Consider the following 16,379-nt stretch of genomic DNA (forward strand, 5'->3'; position numbering starts at 1 on the left):
ATATCTAGTTTTTGTTGAGTTGGAGGTAATAAAAATATATGAAAATACTGACTGTGCTAGGTACTCGACCAGAAATTATCAGACTAAGTCTGGTCATTCAGAAATTAGATGATTTAGCAGATAAGCACATTCTCGTTCATACCGGGCAAAACTTCACTTATACATTAAGCGAAGTCTTCTTTAAGGAAATGAATGTACGTCTTCCTGATTATACGCTTACTGTAAAACATCCATCTTTAGGTAATCAATTATCAAATATGTTTTTGGAACTGGAAAAAATTTTGCTTAATGAAAAGCCAGATAAAATGCTGGTATTGGGAGATACAAATAGTGCAATGGCAGCTATATTAGCTGAGAGAATGAATATTCCAGTCGTTCACATGGAAGCAGGTAACCGGTGTTATGATCTGAGGGTACCAGAAGAGAAAAATAGAAAAATTATCGATAGTATATCTTCCTTTAATCTGCCCTACACTCCTCAAAGTAAACAGAATCTCCTAAAAGAAGGAGTCCCTGTAAACCGCATTATGCTATCAGGCAATCCTATATTTGAAGTGTTACGATCTTTCGAAAATCAGATCGACCAAAGTTCTATTTTAAATGAACTTGCTTTAATAAAAAACGAATATTTTCTCGTTACTACACACCGTGCAGAAAATGTGGATGATCCTTACTCGTTGAACCAAATTTTAGAAGGATTAAACCTTGTTGCACAAACTTATAAAAAACGGGTTATTTGTTCCATTCACCCTCGTACAAAATCAAGAATTGAGAATTTAACAAACACTAAAATGAACACCTTAGTAGAGTTCTATGAACCTTTTGGTTTTTTTGATTTTGTACATTTAGAAAAGAACGCTTACTGTGTATTAACAGATAGTGGAACAGTCCAAGAGGAATGCTGTATTTTTCGCGTGCCTACAGTAACTATTAGAGATAGTACAGAGAGACCAGAGACTATAGATTGTGGCAGTAATACTGTCTCAGGTGTTAACGCGCATCAGATCTTGAAAGCAGTTAAGGTAATGGTTATGCAATCCAACCAATGGCAGCTTCCAGCCGGATACGATGATCTTGATGTATCAAGTAAAGTCGTGAAATTTATTTTAGGAGGAAATAGTTTTGTTTAATAGCATTATTTTAATCACAGGTGGGACAGGCTCATGGGGACATGAGCTCGTAAATCAACTGTTACCAAAAAACCCGAAAGAAATTCGGATTTTATCAAGGAATGAAGCAAGTCAAGTAGCCATGCAGAGACAGTTTGATAACAACAATAAATTAAAATTTATAATTGGCGATATTCGTGATAAACAAGCCATAGTTAAGGCAAGCGAGAATGTAGATTATGTCTATCATTTAGCAGCTCTTAAACACGTTCCTATTTGTGAACATCAACCTTATGAAGCATTAAAAACAAATATCATTGGAACACAATGTGTAATTGAAGCAGCCATTCTGAATAAAGTGAAGAAGGTCATTTATATTTCTACAGACAAATCTGCTAATCCTTCAAATTTTTACGGGATGACTAAAGCGATCGGAGAAAAATTAATCATACATGCCAATCTATTAGATTCCGGTACAAAATTTGTATGTGTCAGAGGAGGGAATGTTTTAGGAACGAATGGAAGTGTAATACATGTTTTTAAAGATCAAATAAACAAAAAGGGAGAAGTAGGAATTACCGATAAAAGGATGACACGCTTCTTTTTAACCCTTCAAGATGCCATCCAGCTCCTTTTTAAAGCTACCTATGAGAGCCGTGGGGGAGAAATATTTGTAATGAAGATGCCGACATGTAAAATTACTGATCTAGCAGAAGTTCTTATCGAAGAATCTGGTAAAACCAACATTAAAATGGTTGAGTTAGGAATCAGGCCTGGTGAAAAGCTGCATGAACTTTTACTATCTGAATATGAGAGTACAACCACAGTCTATTATGATGAAGAATACTTTGTTATTTTGCCTGCAATCGATATTAAAGACCTTAAAGAATACTACGCCTCTTTTAAAAAGGTAGAATTGGATAGCTATAGTTCTGCAGAAAATTTAATGTCGAAGGATGAGATTAGAAATATGCTCATCAAGGGCGGTTTTTTATCGTGAGGGTACTCGTTCTTGGAGGAAAAGGAATGGCCGGACATATGGTTACTTCTTTTTTAAAGAAAAACACACCCTATCATATCTCTCACACTTCGAGAGATCTTGAAGATGCAGAAGGGTATTTTTTAGATGTTATGAACTTAGAAAGAGTAAGAGAATTACTATTAAGTACGAAACCTGACATCGTGATTAACTGTGTGGGAATATTAAATGAATTTGCTGAAAAAAACAAGAATCAGGCAATACTTATAAATAGCTATTTACCCCATTTTATCTCCTCATTGCTAGATTTGTATGGAGGCAAACTAATAGCGATCAGTACAGATTGTTTATTTAGTGGATCTAAAGGAAACTATACAGAAACATCAATTCCAGATGGTACTTCAATCTATGCCAGAACTAAAACACTTGGAGAGGTAACAACAGGTCGGCACTTGACTCTTCGTACCTCTATTGTGGGTCCTGAACAAAAAAATGGTATAGGACTTTTTCAATGGTTCATGAAGCAAAAAGGAGATATAAAGGGATATACGAATGTGTTCTGGAATGGGGTTACTACTTTAGAGCTTTCCAAAGCGATAGCAGCAAGTATTGAACAGGATCTTATAGGTCTTTATCAATTAACTGCACCAAAAATTATTTCTAAATACGAATTACTAAAACTTTTCCAATCTGTATTTAAAAAGAACGATGTAAATATTTATCCCTATCAGACTGAATTCTGTAATAAAACGCTTCAATGTACCCGGAATGATTTTCAATATACTGTTCCATCATACAATCAGATGCTGGATGAGCTAAAGGAATGGATGGAGTGTGAGTAAACCAAAGCCCGTTATTTTAATTACAGGTGCGGGAGGATTTACAGGTATTCATGCATGCTCCTATTTTTATAAAAACAACTATGAGGTTACTGGTATCTATAGAAATTTAATAAACGTAAATAACGGACAATGGAATAAATTACAGATAGATTTGCAATGTTATCAAAGTATTTTAAACGCGGTAAAAAAAATCAGACCAGATTATGTCCTCCATTTAGCTGGGAGTAATTCTGTTACAGAATCATGGGAAGATCCATTTTCTTATTTTAATTCGAATGTTATAAATACACTTCATTTACTGGAAGCAGTTCGAAGTGTTTCCCCTCGAACCAAAATAGTCATAACCACATCCTTACTGCAGTTTTCTCCCCAAGAAAAAGAACTACCTAATCATCCATATGGAGTTACTAAATTAATCCAAAAATTATTAGCTGAATATTGGTCTGCTCTTTTTTCGTTAAATGTAGTAATAGCCAAACCTTCTAATCTTATTGGTCCAGGTCCCTCTAAAGGAATATGCAGGATATTGGTAGAGAAGATCGTTTCTGCAGAAAAAGGAAAAGGCAAACCGATCATTGAAGTAACAAACCTTCAGAATACACGGGATTTCCTTGATGTTCGAGATGCAGTCAGAGCTTACGAAATATTGCTTCAAAAAGGATTACATGGAGAAGAATATGAAATTACTTCAGGTTATCCTCGTACACTTGAAAATGTTATTTCGTTAATTAACGGACATACAAAACATGATTTAATCATTCAACAACAAGAAAATACCAAACCTGATATTTATAAATCTTCAAATGGAGAGGCAATTGTTGCATTAGGGTGGAAACCTATTATTTCTTTTGAAGACTCCATTGAAGATATTTTCTTATATGTAAGAGAAGAAGCTGAATAGCAAATCCTCTTCGTAAATTCTGTGGTAAGCCAATAATAATAGGGAACAGGTGGAAAAATTTGAAAGAACAAAAAGGTGAAAACTTTACAAAAAAAATAGAATTGGATGAAGTCGCTTTTTCAGATCTTTACATGATTCATATAGGAGCTTATGACCCTCTAAAGGGTTTTATGGTAGAGAGTGATTATAAAAGCTGCTTAGATAATATGCGTCTAAGTAATGGGGAAGTATGGAGTCTTCCAATCGTACTCCCAGCGTCTAGAGAAGAAGTGCAAAATTTGTTAATCGGTGACAAGGTTCAGCTCTCTTTTAATCAATTCATCTATGGAGAGATTGAGGTTGCGGATATCTACAAAACGGATCAGGTTGAAGAAGTAAAAAAAGTTTTCTTAACCGATGATCTGAATCATCCAGGAGTCAGAATGGTGTTTGATCGTAAATCTTACTATGTAGGCGGAAAAATTTTTATGAAACAGAATGTTAGAACCCCATTTCATGAATACCCCCATACTCCAAAAGAAATACGTAAGTTTTTTGAAAAAAAAGGCTGGAAAACAATTGTAGGTTTTCAGACTCGTAATCCCATTCATCGTGCACATGAATATCTACAAAAATGTGCACTCGAAACCGTTGATGGTCTTTTTATACATCCGCTTGTAGGCAAAACAAAAGCTGATGATATTCCACCTGAAGTAAGAATGAAGAGTTATGAAATTCTAATAGATCAGTATTATCCAAAAGACCGTGTGTTACTTGGTGTCTTTCCAGCAAGCATGAGATATGCCGGACCAAGAGAAGCCTTGTTCCATGCAATCGTTAGGAGGAATTATGGATGTACCCATTTTGTTGTGGGAAGAGATCATGCAGGGGTTGGAAACTTTTATGGAACATATGATGCACAGCGAATCTTTCAAAAATTCACTTTAGAAGAATTAGGAATAACTCCCTTATATTTTGAACACAGTTTCTATTGCAAAGAATGTCAGCAAGTAGCCTCTTTAAAGACTTGTCCGCATAATTCTGATTCTCACATTATTTTTTCTGGTACAAAAGTAAGAGAATTACTTAGGAAAGGAATAATTCCGCCAAAAGAGTTTACTAGGAAAGAAGTTGCTGAAGTACTTATTGCCGGCATGAAAAAATACAAGTCAAATGAAAGGTGAAATATGGAGAAAAATATTTTTTGGTATAAAACGAATATTACTAAAGCAGACCGCCAAATCAAACATGGTCACAAAAGTGCAGTTTTTTGGTTTACAGGTCTATCCGGATCTGGAAAATCTACATTAGCCAACAGAATAGAACAAGAACTATACCACTTAAATTATTCTACCTACCTACTTGATGGAGATAACGTACGGCATGGCTTAAATGCAGACCTTAGTTTTACAAATGAAGACCGAAAAGAAAATATAAGAAGGATAGGAGAAGTTTCTAAACTTTTTGTAGATGCTGGACTCGTGGTCTTATCTGCATTTGTTTCTCCGTTTGAAGCAGATAGAAAATTTGTTCGAGACCTATTTGAGGAATTTGAGTTTTATGAAATATATGTTGAATGTCCAATAGAAGAATGTGAAAAAAGAGACCCAAAAGGATTGTACAAAAAATCTCGCGAAGGAAAGTTAAATGAATTTACAGGGATTGGGGCCCCATACGAAGTCCCAGAATATCCGGATCTCATAATTAATACCATGGAAAATAATTTAGAGGAATGTACTACTAAACTCATTAATTTTATACATGAAAAGCTGCTAATAACAAATAAATAACATGAAAGGGTATCATAACGATGCACGAAAGCCGGAACCTATTTTGTTCCGGCTTTTTGAATGTGTGCCCGGCATGGGTACAGGCTATAGGGTGCAAGTCCCGAACTGTGAAGGCAGTAGTAGCAGTAGCTTAAGACAAGGCGATGTGAGGCGACTCGCATAGCTGAAGGAAGTCGGCGGCAAACTTCCGCCCCAAGGAACACGAACTTCATACGAGGCTAGGTGACATTGGATGAGACTGCATTACAAGTCAAAGTCCTTACTGCCAAAGGTGTCACAAAGTAAATGAAGTGGGGACATGGAAGGAAAGTCTGTATCCTTACCCGGGGAGAGCCTGCCGGCACGCCATGCACTCATGGTAAGCGTCGTTGTGAGATGACGTTGAACGGCAGGAAGTCAGCAGAAGCCATAGTACTTTGCATCTCGCGAAGGAAGGGCTGAACTTGTTAGGAAGAATGGCACCTGCACGTACATCTCATTTGATGAAACAGAAAAGAAATGCCTACTTGAAGGAGGAGACGGTGAGTCCCGTCGGGGACTTCAAGAGGGTGGAGAATGAAGATGACGCAAACAGGAAGAACATTCACGCAGGAGGAATATCTAATGATGGAACGAATCGTGTCACGCGAGAACACTTTGCGTGCACTAAAACGTGTAGAAAAGAATAAAGGGAGCCACGGAGTCGACCAAATGCCTGTACAAAACCTACGAGCGCATATGGTGGAGAACTGGAACGACCTGAAAAGTTCTCTTCTGTCAGGAACCTATATCCCTTCTCCCGTACGTCGAGTCGAAATCCCGAAACCAGACGGTGGAGTAAGGAAACTAGGTATCCCGACCGTGACCGATCGTTTTCATCCAACAAGCGATTACCCAAGCTTTAACTCCGATGTACGACCCGACATTCTCACCGTGCAGCTTCGGATTTCGACCAGGAAAACGTGCACATGACGCGGTCAAGCTCGCTCAATCTTATATCCGAGAAGGATATCGTTGGGTTGTAGATATTGACTTAGAAAAGTTCTTCGACAAGGTCAACCATGACCGGCTGATGACAACATTGGCGCGAACCATAACAGACGTTTCTCTCATTAAAGTTATCCGAAGGTACTTACAAGCAGGGATTATGGAGAACGGGCTAACGACGATGAACGTCGAAGGAACACCTCGAGGTGGTCCCCTGAGTCCTCTTCTCTCAAACATCGTGCTAGACGAATTGGATAAAGAATTGGAACGTAGAGGTCATCGCTTTGTAAGGTATGCGGATGATTGCAATATCTATGTGAAATCAAGAAGAGCTGGCGAACGGGTTATGAACGCCATAACGTCATTCATCGAAAAGAAACTGAAGCTAAAAGTTAACCGTACCAAAAGTGCCGTGACCGCCCTTGGAGAAGAAAGTTCCTGGGCTTCAGTTTCACGAACCATAAAGAACCTAAAGTGCGAATATCACCTTCCTCTATCAAACGGTTCAAGAAGAAAATTCGAGAACTAACGAGTAGAAGATGCTCGATAACTATGGAGCGTAGAATCAGAGAGCTAAACAAATATCTGGTGGGCTGGATGAGTTATTACTCTCTAGCCGAAACACGCTCTATAATAGTGAGACTCGAGGCATGGCTAAGTCGAAGACTTCGAATGATACGCTGGAAAGAATGGAAGAACCCGAGAACTAGGGTAAGAAATCTGAGCAGTTTAGGAGTTCGCAACGATAAAGCTTATGAATGGGGAAACTCGAGGAAGGGTTATTGGCGTATTGCAAAAAGCCCAATCCTACACAAAACCCTCGGGAAAGCCTATTGGCTCTCCCGAGGGCTAAAGAGTTTAACCGCGAGATACGATTCTCTACGTCAGACTTAACAGGAACCGCCGTATACGGAACCGTACGTACGGTGGTGTGAGGGGATGTGGAGGCTAGGCGCCTCCCCCTATCTCAATTATTTTATTCCTAAAGATCTGAGCATAGTAATGAAACTTCTCCCATATTGCTCTGGGCTAAAATGACTTTTTACATGTTCAACGCCACAGGAACGAATATATTCTCTTAGTTGCTGGTTTTTCATTAATGCTGTTCCTTCTTCTACAGCATGCTGTATGTTTCCGATTACGTAATATTTACCCGTTTTATTATGAATGATGGAACTTCTGACCCCACCAGAATCCGTTGTTAGAATAGGGCATCTGCAACTCAATGCTTCAAGCACAGAATAGGGAGCACCTTCTGATTTGGATGTTAAACAGAAAAAACCTCCAGAGTCTCCAATAATTGAAAAATACTCTGCCATTTTATGATTTGGGACATTATGAAGGATGAAAAGATTTTTTTGTAAATTCAGCTCGACGATTAGTCGTTTAAATTCAATACGATCTTTCGCATCAGCAAGTGTAGGGTCTTCAAACATATACAGCTTTATATTAGGATTTACTTGTTGAATAAGTTGATGCCCAATGTATAAAAATTCTTTCCAATTTTTATTATCTACAATGCGCCCAATCCATGCGATGATCGGGTGAGGGGATATAGGTAATTTTTTATAATTAAAATATTTTGTATCGAAACAATTATTGTAACTGAATTTTGGAATGGTTGGAAATAGCTCATTATATAATTGTTCAATAATCGGAGTTTTAGGGTTTAACAATGCATCAGCATGATTTTTAATGGCGGATACACCGTCGGTTAGAAAATTTCTTGCTCTATCTTTTGAACCAAGTCCTTGAATTTCAATAATTAGTCTCCCTTTATAACCTAATTTTCTAAACAAAGGTAGAATTGTGTAATCAGAGACAATAATAATTGCACTATATTGCCATTTGTCCAAAATTTGTTTTATCATGTTTGGATCTTTTCCTATAAAAATATTACCGTTAAACGAGTTTATTTGATCTCTTAGTTTTTGGTAGTAAAGGCAATGGCACTCGATATTGTATTTTTTTAATGCAGCACTTCTCTGACGGTTTAAGGTCTCTACTCCGCCACTAGGTACATAAAAAACAAATAATATTCTCATTCAGTTCCTCCCTTATCGGAGTTACCTCCAAATTTTAAACTGTCTTCATTTGATTAATGATGTTTGATAAGGAGTGAACATTAGTGAGATTGATATTTTTAGAATAAACAAGCTTTAAAGGAGTCATAGGTTTGTATGTTTTATCTAAATTACTAAATTCTGCATCAGACACTTCTATCACTGTTATCCTCGGATCTTTTACTCCCGTGTTTTTTAGCTTAGGTTGTATTTGTTTTGTTTTATCAATAAAAATTAGTTGGTAATTATGGTATTGCTGTTCTAGAATATTTTCAATCTCTTTAATCGTAACATCATTATTTTGAACAGGAAAAATGATTGTGGTTTCATAAGCAATTTTTCTTCGTTTACGGGCCATATGTCTTGCTATATTAAACTGATTTCGCCACCAACGATGTTTATCTATATTAAATAAAATCTCTTTTGACAGGCTTAATCTGGAATTCAATCGATAGCCCATTAGTTCTTCAGGTATAAATTCAATGTTACAAATCTCAGTGAGTCTAAGCCAATAATCATAAGTTTGAACTGGGTCTAAATAGTAGCCTCCTATTCTTTCAGCAAATGCTTTTTTATACATAAAGGATGTTCCGATAAAACTGCTATCCAGCAGATCATTTATTACTTTGTTCTGTTGCCATTTTCGGATATTTAATTGCTGTATGTTGTTATGCATAATTTTTCCTCTGGCGTTTATATGGTGAAAGGAACTATAAACAAGTCCAACGTCAGGTGGAGCATCTTTAAGTTTTTTTCTTAGTTTTTCAATAAAATGAGGGTAAACGATATTATCACTCGAACCCCATGTTAAAAATTGAACTTCATTAAGTTGAGATAAATAATCAAATCCTTTGTTCAAGGCATTTGAGATTCCTTGGTTTACTTTATTGTCAATAATGATAATTCTCGGGTCATTTTTAAATTGGTAGATTATATTTCTGGTTAGAGCGTTTGCACCATCGATAACAATGACTAGATAAAAATTTTTATATGTTTGTTGAAGAACAGAAATTATCGATAATCTTAAATATTTAGGTTCTTGATTATAAACTGGCATTACCATACCAACATCATTCATTGTAATACCTCCATTGATCGTGAGAATTTCTTAAAATAGATCACTACTCATCCTCACTGTGAATTGAGAAGACTGCATTCAAGTTGTATTGTTCAAGTTCGTGTTCCCAAAGTAATTTTCCATGCTTTAAGTCATAACAGGCAATTCTAGTTGGTAAAACGGCATCTAACTGATTAAATTTTTGTTGATCCTCTAAAGGATATTTAGATGGTCTTATTCGTGTGAAGCCTACTATTACAGTGTCGTCACCAAGCACCTTAATCCCTCTGCACCAACCTAATGGACTATTATGATTGCTAAAAAGACTAAGGTAATAATGGTTTTTCACTTGAAGAGTTTGAACATCAACCGTTACTACTTGTCCATCAACCTTTGTAAAATAAAGTGTATCTCCAGCTAATACACCATCATGAATGTAAGAACCACCAATATTTATTATTTGGTCAGGTTTTGTTAAACAAATAGCATCTTGTTGCAAACAACGTGTTGCCCATATATCATTTCCGATTTGAAAAACAAAATTTGGGTGAGATTGATGAGGTTTTGTAGTAGCGATTTTCCGATAATCAACATTAGGAGAAAAACGATCCCATGGAGGTTGGTTAAGCACATTCCAAGAACGTAGAACATTCCCAGAACTATTAATTTCTAAGACCATATCCAACCCTGTATTGACTACCAATAAATTTCCGTTGTGATTTGGCCGCACATGGTGAAGATCATTAAAGCAGGGTAATGATAAATAGTCTATCTGTTTCATATTAGGAAGGGAAAAAATTATTACTTCTGTTTCAGTACAAACATATAACTTTTTTTTACTAATTGTTCCTGCTTTAAACACGATCGAGGGATCGTTATCAGGACAAACGTTTGGAGGAGATGTATATTCCGTGCGTTTTATTAATTCATATCTATCTATATCTATTTGCAAGACAACACCTTTTTCGTACTGGTGCCAATCCTCAGTAATTCTATCTTTTTGTTGACCTCCGATAACATAAATTTTTCTCAAACACCTTCACTTCCTTACTATACTTTCTATACCCATTAAATTAGTTAAATCTAGTTTTATACTATTTTCATTTGAAATTCTGAATGAAAAAATCTGTATAAAAGATTAAATCAGGATATTATCGAGAAAATATGACAAATGATAAATATCTGCCTTCTTATAGTATATGTAGTTATACAAGTTTCGGTATGGTTCATACACATAATTTATATAGTAAAATGCAAGTGATTATTAACTATTAATATTTTAAAAAAAAAACGAACAACTAATTATATCGTCTATACCAAGATAGAAAACGAACATAGCTTAATAATAAAAGTAGAAAGGGAGTGGTTCTTTGACAGTTACCGATCCATTAGTAAGCGTTATTATACCTTTTTATAACTGTCGTTATATTGGACAATCTATAGAAAGTGTATTAAAGCAAACCTACTCTAATATCGAGCTAATCGTTGTTAATGACGGTTCTACTGAGCACCAACATTTAATTACTCCCTATCTTTCTCGTGTTGTATATATAGAAAAAGCAAACAAAGGAGCTGCCTCTGCATTAAATGAAGGAATTAAAAAAGCAAAAGGAGAATACCTTGTTTGGTTAAGTTCAGATGATATTATTAACCCTTTTAAGATTGAATACCAGTTAAAATTTATGAAATCACGAAATTCTTTTATTTGTTTTACAAATTTTAATAAGGTTGATAAGGATAATCAAATAATTAAGTACAATTCGGGTATACACTATAAAAGTAATTTGGAAATTATAATAGCATTCAAGACTTACAACCCAATCAATGGTTGTACGGTCATGATGTCTAAAAAAGTTGTTGATACCATTGGTTACTTTAATGAAGCGTTAAGGTATACCCAAGATTATGAATTTTGGATGAGAGTAGCATTTCATTTTCCGATTGATTACTATCATATAACGCTGACAAATCAAAGGATTCATGAAGAAATGGGTACGAAACGACACCTTTCTGAAATACTGAATGAATTTAAAATAGTAAATAATAATTATAAAAAAAGTTTAGAAGAATTAATTAGAAAAATGCAGGGGGCATAAACAGGTTAAGGTTGCAAAGAACCACAATTTTTGTTATTTCATACAAAAAGGCTTAACAACTTGGTTAGTTTGTTAAGCCTTTTTAGATATTTTTAAATCATAATCCTGTCGTCCAGAACAAAGATATAATAGATTACTTAATTGTTAGATTTCATATAATACTTGTATGTTTCTTCTAATGCTTCTTGAATGTTCATCTTAGGTTCCCAATTTAGCAAGGTATAAGCTTTTCTATTGTTAAGACAACTGTGTTTGATATCGCCTTTCCTAGCTTGAACATATATAGTCTCAATTTTTTTGGTATGAATTTGGGAAAAAATTTTTATTAAACTTTTAATTGTCGTTCTTTCTGAAGTACTAACATTGATCGTTTGTTGATTCCCTTTGTCAATAGCCGCTAAATTTGCTCTAACGATATCTTTTACATAAACAAAATCTCGAGTCTGTTTGCCGTCACCATGAATATTTAATGGTAATCCTTTTCTTATTTGTTCTAAGAAGACGGATACAACACCTCCTTCTCCTTTTGGTTTTTGTCTTGGTCCGTATACGTTTCCATAACGAAGTATGGTGTAAGGCAAATGATAAACCTCATAAAACAGACGGATGTATAATTCTGCAGTTAATTTAGATAATCCGTAATAGGAGGTAGGCACTGACAAGTCGTTTTCTGAAATCAAGTCTTTTTGTAAATTTCCATAAACTGCAGAGGTAGAGGCAAAGATTATTTTTTTAACTTTTGAATCTCTGCAAGCTTGAAGAATATTTATCGTTCCATTAATATTTACATTCGCATCATAGTTAGGTTCTTTGATGGATCGTTCGACATCTGCTTGGGCAGCTAAATGAAACACAATATCAGGTTTTTCATGGTATATTATTTTTCTGACATTTAAACTACAAATGTCTTCATGATGAAAAACTGCTCTGGGGTGTAAATTCTGTACAGTTCCAGTTACCAAGTTATCTAATACATGAACATCGACTTTATCCGATATAAGTTCTTCTACCAGATGAGAACCTATAAATCCTGCTCCACCTGTTACAAAAATTTTCATGGATTTTTAACCTCTCTTTACTGAAATTAGTATAGTACATTCCTTTTCTATAAATAGAACACCCCCTTCATCAATATTTGAATGAAAAGGGGGCGAAAAAAATTAAGCTTTATCATTATGTTTTATTTGGTTTCCAAGTTACCTTCCCGCATGATCCGCATCCCTTTTTTGTTGTAGGGTTAATAAGGCTGGGGTCGTTATGAATTCCTTTTGCTTTATTTGCTTTTATTTCAGTATATAACTTTTGCAATTCATCCTTGTTCACTTTCCATCTCTCCTCTGTCTAAATATCCTGGATGCTTTGTCATTATATTCTCGGTTGATGGACGGGGTGTTTTGATTTGACTGAAATGGACGGATGACGGATTTTTGGTTTTTATTTTGGTTTCCGTTAAAAGGCTGAATAGGCTGTTTCTTTAATGGACTTGATTTAAAAGGATTAATTGGCTGAGCATTTTGAGAAATGAAATCACCTTGTTCAAATGGTTTTGGTATATGATTTGTTATTAATGATCCTGAAGCCGAAAACGGCCGGATTGGAGGTACAGTCACTTTTTGATCAGGATGTTTAGAAGGAATAACAGCTTGCTTTGTTTCTTCCTTATTATTCATTACCTCTTTATGGGCGGACGGTGCTGTTTGTTCATTATTATTTGATTTGAAACCCTCGCCAAAGGAATTATGGCTTTTTGGAATCTGAACATCTGCAAAATTACTGTTCACGTGATTCAGAATTTTATTGGCACATGAGGTAAAGGTTGGTTCTGAGATTGAAGCCAGTGATTCAAACGAAAAGCGTAAGAAGGATTGAATGACCAGGTAACTGATCCATTCGGCAACTTGTTTCTCAAATTCAGGCTTAACTGCTAAAAATAACGGTCCGTCTTTTCTCTTTAATGTAATTCTTTTATGAATGGCAGCTTGAACGGGCAAGCGGAATGAAGTAGCGGGATTTAAGTAATACAGCTGTTTTTCAGGTGTATTTAATGCTAATGGCATGGGGTGACCTTCATGAAAATCTACGTAAAACCTTTGGTCACATTTTTTACTATCGTCTGTTGTGATGGCTATGCCAGTATGGTGTAACAGTTGGTCTAATTCTTTTACCTTTTGTTGTGTTAGTCCTTGAATGCCTATCACAAACTTGGAAAGAGCTCCTGAGATGGTCTCACCATCTGGATTGAGCTGTAAGCCCCAATATGGCAATAGAAGACAAAGAGCGTCGTATTCTATAGGTGTTAAGTCACACACTTTATGATTGTTATGCCAAACAGATTTCATATTGTTCCTCCTTTAGCTTTTCTTAACGTGAAAAATAGGCTTTCGTTCTTGTGTCATTACCTACTCTATTCCCATAGTATGTATGGAATCTTTAGAACATGATGAGGAAAGGAAGGGAAACGATGGGAACAAATCATAATCACTTGCAAGACGAGTGTATCCGCGTCCAGAAAGTTTACGACTGGGTGACTGCAAGGCTTGATGTAAGAAAAACAGTTTCTTTAACAGATGAACAACTCACCGCAATAGAAGCAGCACTAGATGATCCTTCACGTCGTCCATTAAGGTTCTTAGCAAAGGTACCTAAAACTTCACCATCGACTGAAAATGCAGAAGCTGCTGAACTTTATCTTTGCGAACAAGTAGGAGATAAAAGAGATGTAACAGCTTTGCTTAACGGAGGTCAGCATACAGAAGCACAGCTCGTTGAGCTTTTGTTTACAACAGAAATAAAGGTGCAAGTTGTCGATAGAGAAGGGACAGTTGTGACAGAAATAATGGCAAATGCTTCAGTATTTGAACCTTTTGTCTTGTGTTATCCAGACGGAACAGAGCTTTATGCTCAAATTTCTAAAATTATTGCTCGTATTCCATCTGGTACTGTTTTGTTAAATAGTCCAGCACCTGCTTCGTTTGCTTTGGATATTTCATTCTGTGTCGATATCCAAGTAGAGGCGGAAGTGAGGCTTGAGGTTCTTGCGAAATTCTGTGCCCCTCGTGAGAATGATTTAGCTGCAGCAGAAGGCGAGGGAGAACTATGTCCAGTACAGTCGTATCCACAACGATGTCCTGACATATATCCCAGGCCAGGCTGCATGTGTAGAGCCAGTGGAGACGCCAGCGGACTAACAGTTAATGGTGTGGAAGGAGCAACCGAAAGTGGCCGTGCAACTGTTTCGATTAACATTTGCCCGAATTATCATATAGCAAACAGTTCATTTAAGTTAAACTTTATAGAAACGGGTTCTACAGAAAAACCAAGAGAGTTTAACTTTACAGCCACGGAATTTACTCAAGATTCACTTTGCTGTATTGAACACAATGGCGCGCCTAAAATCATCATTTCTGGAAAGGGAACTGTTGATACCACAGGGGAACAACTAGACTTTAATCTGGCTATCGTACAAAATGGAGAAAGCAATCTTTTTGAAGTCGAATTAATTAATTCCGAAACATTTTCAACAGGAATCGTTTCTGTGGATCAAGGAAGTATCGTTGTAGACAATTGTATGCAGCATAATTAATATATGAAACCAATTGGCCAATAGCCAGTTGGTTTTTTATGTTGTAAAAAATAGTGAACGAATAGAAACAGGTTACATACAATAAAGAAAAGAGCCTATTTTTACAAGGGGGAAGAAGCATGGGGACTAAAGATAAACTTAGCTATGATCGGCTCATTTCGAGAGTTGAATATTATAAAGAAAAGGCACTTGATTTGGAAAAAAAACTAGTATTTGCCGAAGAAACAATTGAAAAGTTAGAAATGAATAATTCTTTACAGGTGATAGAAAAACAAGAAGAAGAAATCATCCAGTTACGAAAACAAGTTGAAGAGCTCACAAAAAAACTAAATCGTTTAGATGTTCAAGAAATGGAAAAAAGATTGCAAAGCTATGAAGACTTATTGAAAACAATCCAAGATGAATTAAACGATAAAGATCAGCAAATTGATCAATACCAGCAGCGAATTAAAAGCATGGAAAAAAGACTTAACATAAATCGTACTTCAGAACCTGTTATAGAAGGCTCAGAAAGTTCAAGTAATACAAAGGAATCAAGAATCCTTGAAGGAACAAGCTGCATCAGTTATTTTGATTACTCTGTGATTCTTACTAAAGATAAAACAGGCTTTGTCAGAGGATCATTTTATATAGAAAATACAGGAACTGATGCTCTAGATAATCCATATATCTGTTTTCGTTTTCAACCTGCAGAATCAGCTGCTTTAAAAGGAAAAATCGTTTCATTAATTTCAGGACCAACTCAAGATGAACTTACTCAATTCACATGGATGTTTATGGATAATGAATGGGCAGAACAAGCAAAAGACAGAGGTGAGATTTGGGTTTGTCCGCTTCGGGAAACAAAACTCAGCAGTGGTGAACGTCTATCTCTCAATGATTTTCAGATCCCAATTAAAAGTAAAATAGATAATAATATTATGGTAGAAGCATTTGTTTATTTTCATAAACAAAACTACAACGCAAAAGCAGTTAACCATATAGCAATTAATTTTTAGGTAGAGAGTCTATAAC

15 protein-coding genes and 1 pseudogene are annotated in these 16,379 nt (G+C 35.8%); 10 read left to right on the plus strand and 6 right to left on the minus strand.

What is annotated here, in order from left to right; all coding sequences use genetic code 11:
* Window positions 1-38: 38 nt before the first annotated feature.
* The 7 genes and pseudogenes from wecB (at window position 39) to ltrA (ending at window position 7,460) form a co-directional block, all read left to right on the plus strand.
* The gene (gene wecB, locus ABE41_RS08660) at window positions 39-1,130 is read left to right on the plus strand and encodes a non-hydrolyzing UDP-N-acetylglucosamine 2-epimerase (RefSeq protein ID WP_066288873.1); all 1,092 of its coding nucleotides are present in this window, start codon (window positions 39-41) and stop codon (window positions 1,128-1,130) included.
* Complete coding sequence (locus ABE41_RS08665) at window positions 1,123-2,109, plus strand: polysaccharide biosynthesis protein (RefSeq protein ID WP_066288874.1); 987 nt, start codon at window positions 1,123-1,125, stop codon at window positions 2,107-2,109. The genes wecB and ABE41_RS08665 overlap by 8 nt, the downstream gene beginning before the upstream one ends.
* Complete coding sequence (locus ABE41_RS08670) at window positions 2,106-2,930, plus strand: dTDP-4-dehydrorhamnose reductase family protein (RefSeq protein ID WP_066288877.1); 825 nt, start codon at window positions 2,106-2,108, stop codon at window positions 2,928-2,930. The genes ABE41_RS08665 and ABE41_RS08670 overlap by 4 nt, the downstream gene beginning before the upstream one ends.
* Complete coding sequence (locus tag ABE41_RS08675) at window positions 2,923-3,831, plus strand: NAD-dependent epimerase/dehydratase family protein (protein ID WP_083207739.1); 909 nt, start codon at window positions 2,923-2,925, stop codon at window positions 3,829-3,831. Before ABE41_RS08670 ends, ABE41_RS08675 begins: the two co-directional genes overlap by 8 nt.
* A gap of 32 nt (window positions 3,832-3,863) precedes the next feature.
* The gene (gene sat / locus ABE41_RS08680; protein ID WP_083207740.1) at window positions 3,864-4,994 is read left to right on the plus strand and encodes a sulfate adenylyltransferase; all 1,131 of its coding nucleotides are present in this window, start codon (window positions 3,864-3,866) and stop codon (window positions 4,992-4,994) included.
* A gap of 3 nt (window positions 4,995-4,997) precedes the next feature.
* On the plus strand, window positions 4,998-5,600 hold the full coding sequence (gene cysC / locus ABE41_RS08685) for an adenylyl-sulfate kinase (protein ID WP_066288882.1): 603 nt from the start codon (window positions 4,998-5,000) through the stop codon (window positions 5,598-5,600).
* Window positions 5,601-6,203: 603 nt separating this feature from the next.
* Window positions 6,204-7,460 (plus strand): annotated as a pseudogene (gene ltrA / locus ABE41_RS08690) (group II intron reverse transcriptase/maturase).
* Between the two features lie 77 nt (window positions 7,461-7,537).
* Here ltrA and ABE41_RS08695 read toward each other — a convergent pair.
* Genes ABE41_RS08695 through ABE41_RS08705 form a run of 3 tightly spaced genes read right to left on the minus strand, consistent with a single transcriptional unit; the run spans window position 7,538 to window position 10,719 of the window.
* Complete coding sequence (locus tag ABE41_RS08695) at window positions 7,538-8,611, minus strand: glycosyltransferase family 4 protein (protein WP_066288887.1); 1,074 nt, start codon at window positions 8,609-8,611, stop codon at window positions 7,538-7,540.
* A gap of 34 nt (window positions 8,612-8,645) precedes the next feature.
* Window positions 8,646-9,707, minus strand: a complete 1,062-nt coding sequence (locus tag ABE41_RS08700) for a glycosyltransferase family 2 protein (protein ID WP_066288889.1) — start codon at window positions 9,705-9,707, stop codon at window positions 8,646-8,648.
* A gap of 43 nt (window positions 9,708-9,750) precedes the next feature.
* Window positions 9,751-10,719 carry a hypothetical protein gene (locus ABE41_RS08705; RefSeq protein ID WP_066288891.1) on the minus strand — a complete coding sequence of 323 codons (969 nt, stop codon included), beginning with the start codon at window positions 10,717-10,719 and terminating at the stop codon, window positions 9,751-9,753.
* 337 nt (window positions 10,720-11,056) lie between these two features.
* On the opposite strand from ABE41_RS08705, the gene ABE41_RS08710 reads away from it, so the two are divergent.
* Window positions 11,057-11,782, plus strand: coding sequence for a glycosyltransferase family 2 protein (locus ABE41_RS08710; protein WP_066288892.1), 726 nt, complete (start codon window positions 11,057-11,059; stop codon window positions 11,780-11,782).
* A gap of 137 nt (window positions 11,783-11,919) precedes the next feature.
* Here the strand turns inward: ABE41_RS08710 and ABE41_RS08715 are convergent, their stop codons facing one another.
* The 3 genes from ABE41_RS08715 to ABE41_RS08720 form a co-directional block, all read right to left on the minus strand.
* Window positions 11,920-12,840 carry a GDP-mannose 4,6-dehydratase gene (locus ABE41_RS08715; RefSeq protein WP_066288895.1) on the minus strand — a complete coding sequence of 307 codons (921 nt, stop codon included), beginning with the start codon at window positions 12,838-12,840 and terminating at the stop codon, window positions 11,920-11,922.
* Window positions 12,841-12,955: 115 nt separating this feature from the next.
* Window positions 12,956-13,105: a hypothetical protein gene (locus tag ABE41_RS21030; protein ID WP_156774255.1), complete on the minus strand. Its 150-nt coding sequence runs from the start codon at window positions 13,103-13,105 to the stop codon at window positions 12,956-12,958.
* Complete coding sequence (locus tag ABE41_RS08720; protein WP_066288898.1) at window positions 13,102-14,121, minus strand: hypothetical protein; 1,020 nt, start codon at window positions 14,119-14,121, stop codon at window positions 13,102-13,104. The genes ABE41_RS21030 and ABE41_RS08720 overlap by 4 nt, the downstream gene beginning before the upstream one ends.
* Window positions 14,122-14,243: 122 nt before the next feature.
* On the opposite strand from ABE41_RS08720, the gene ABE41_RS08725 reads away from it, so the two are divergent.
* Together ABE41_RS08725 and ABE41_RS08730 are read left to right on the plus strand one after the other, a co-directional pair.
* Complete coding sequence (locus tag ABE41_RS08725) at window positions 14,244-15,365, plus strand: BMQ_0737 family morphogenetic spore coat protein (protein ID WP_066288900.1); 1,122 nt, start codon at window positions 14,244-14,246, stop codon at window positions 15,363-15,365.
* A gap of 119 nt (window positions 15,366-15,484) precedes the next feature.
* On the plus strand, window positions 15,485-16,363 hold the full coding sequence (locus ABE41_RS08730) for a hypothetical protein (protein ID WP_066288903.1): 879 nt from the start codon (window positions 15,485-15,487) through the stop codon (window positions 16,361-16,363).
* The last annotated feature ends 16 nt before the right edge of the window (window positions 16,364-16,379 follow it).

The organism is Fictibacillus arsenicus (assembly GCF_001642935.1).
Classification (GTDB): Bacteria; Bacillota; Bacilli; order Bacillales; family Fictibacillaceae; genus Fictibacillus; species Fictibacillus arsenicus_B.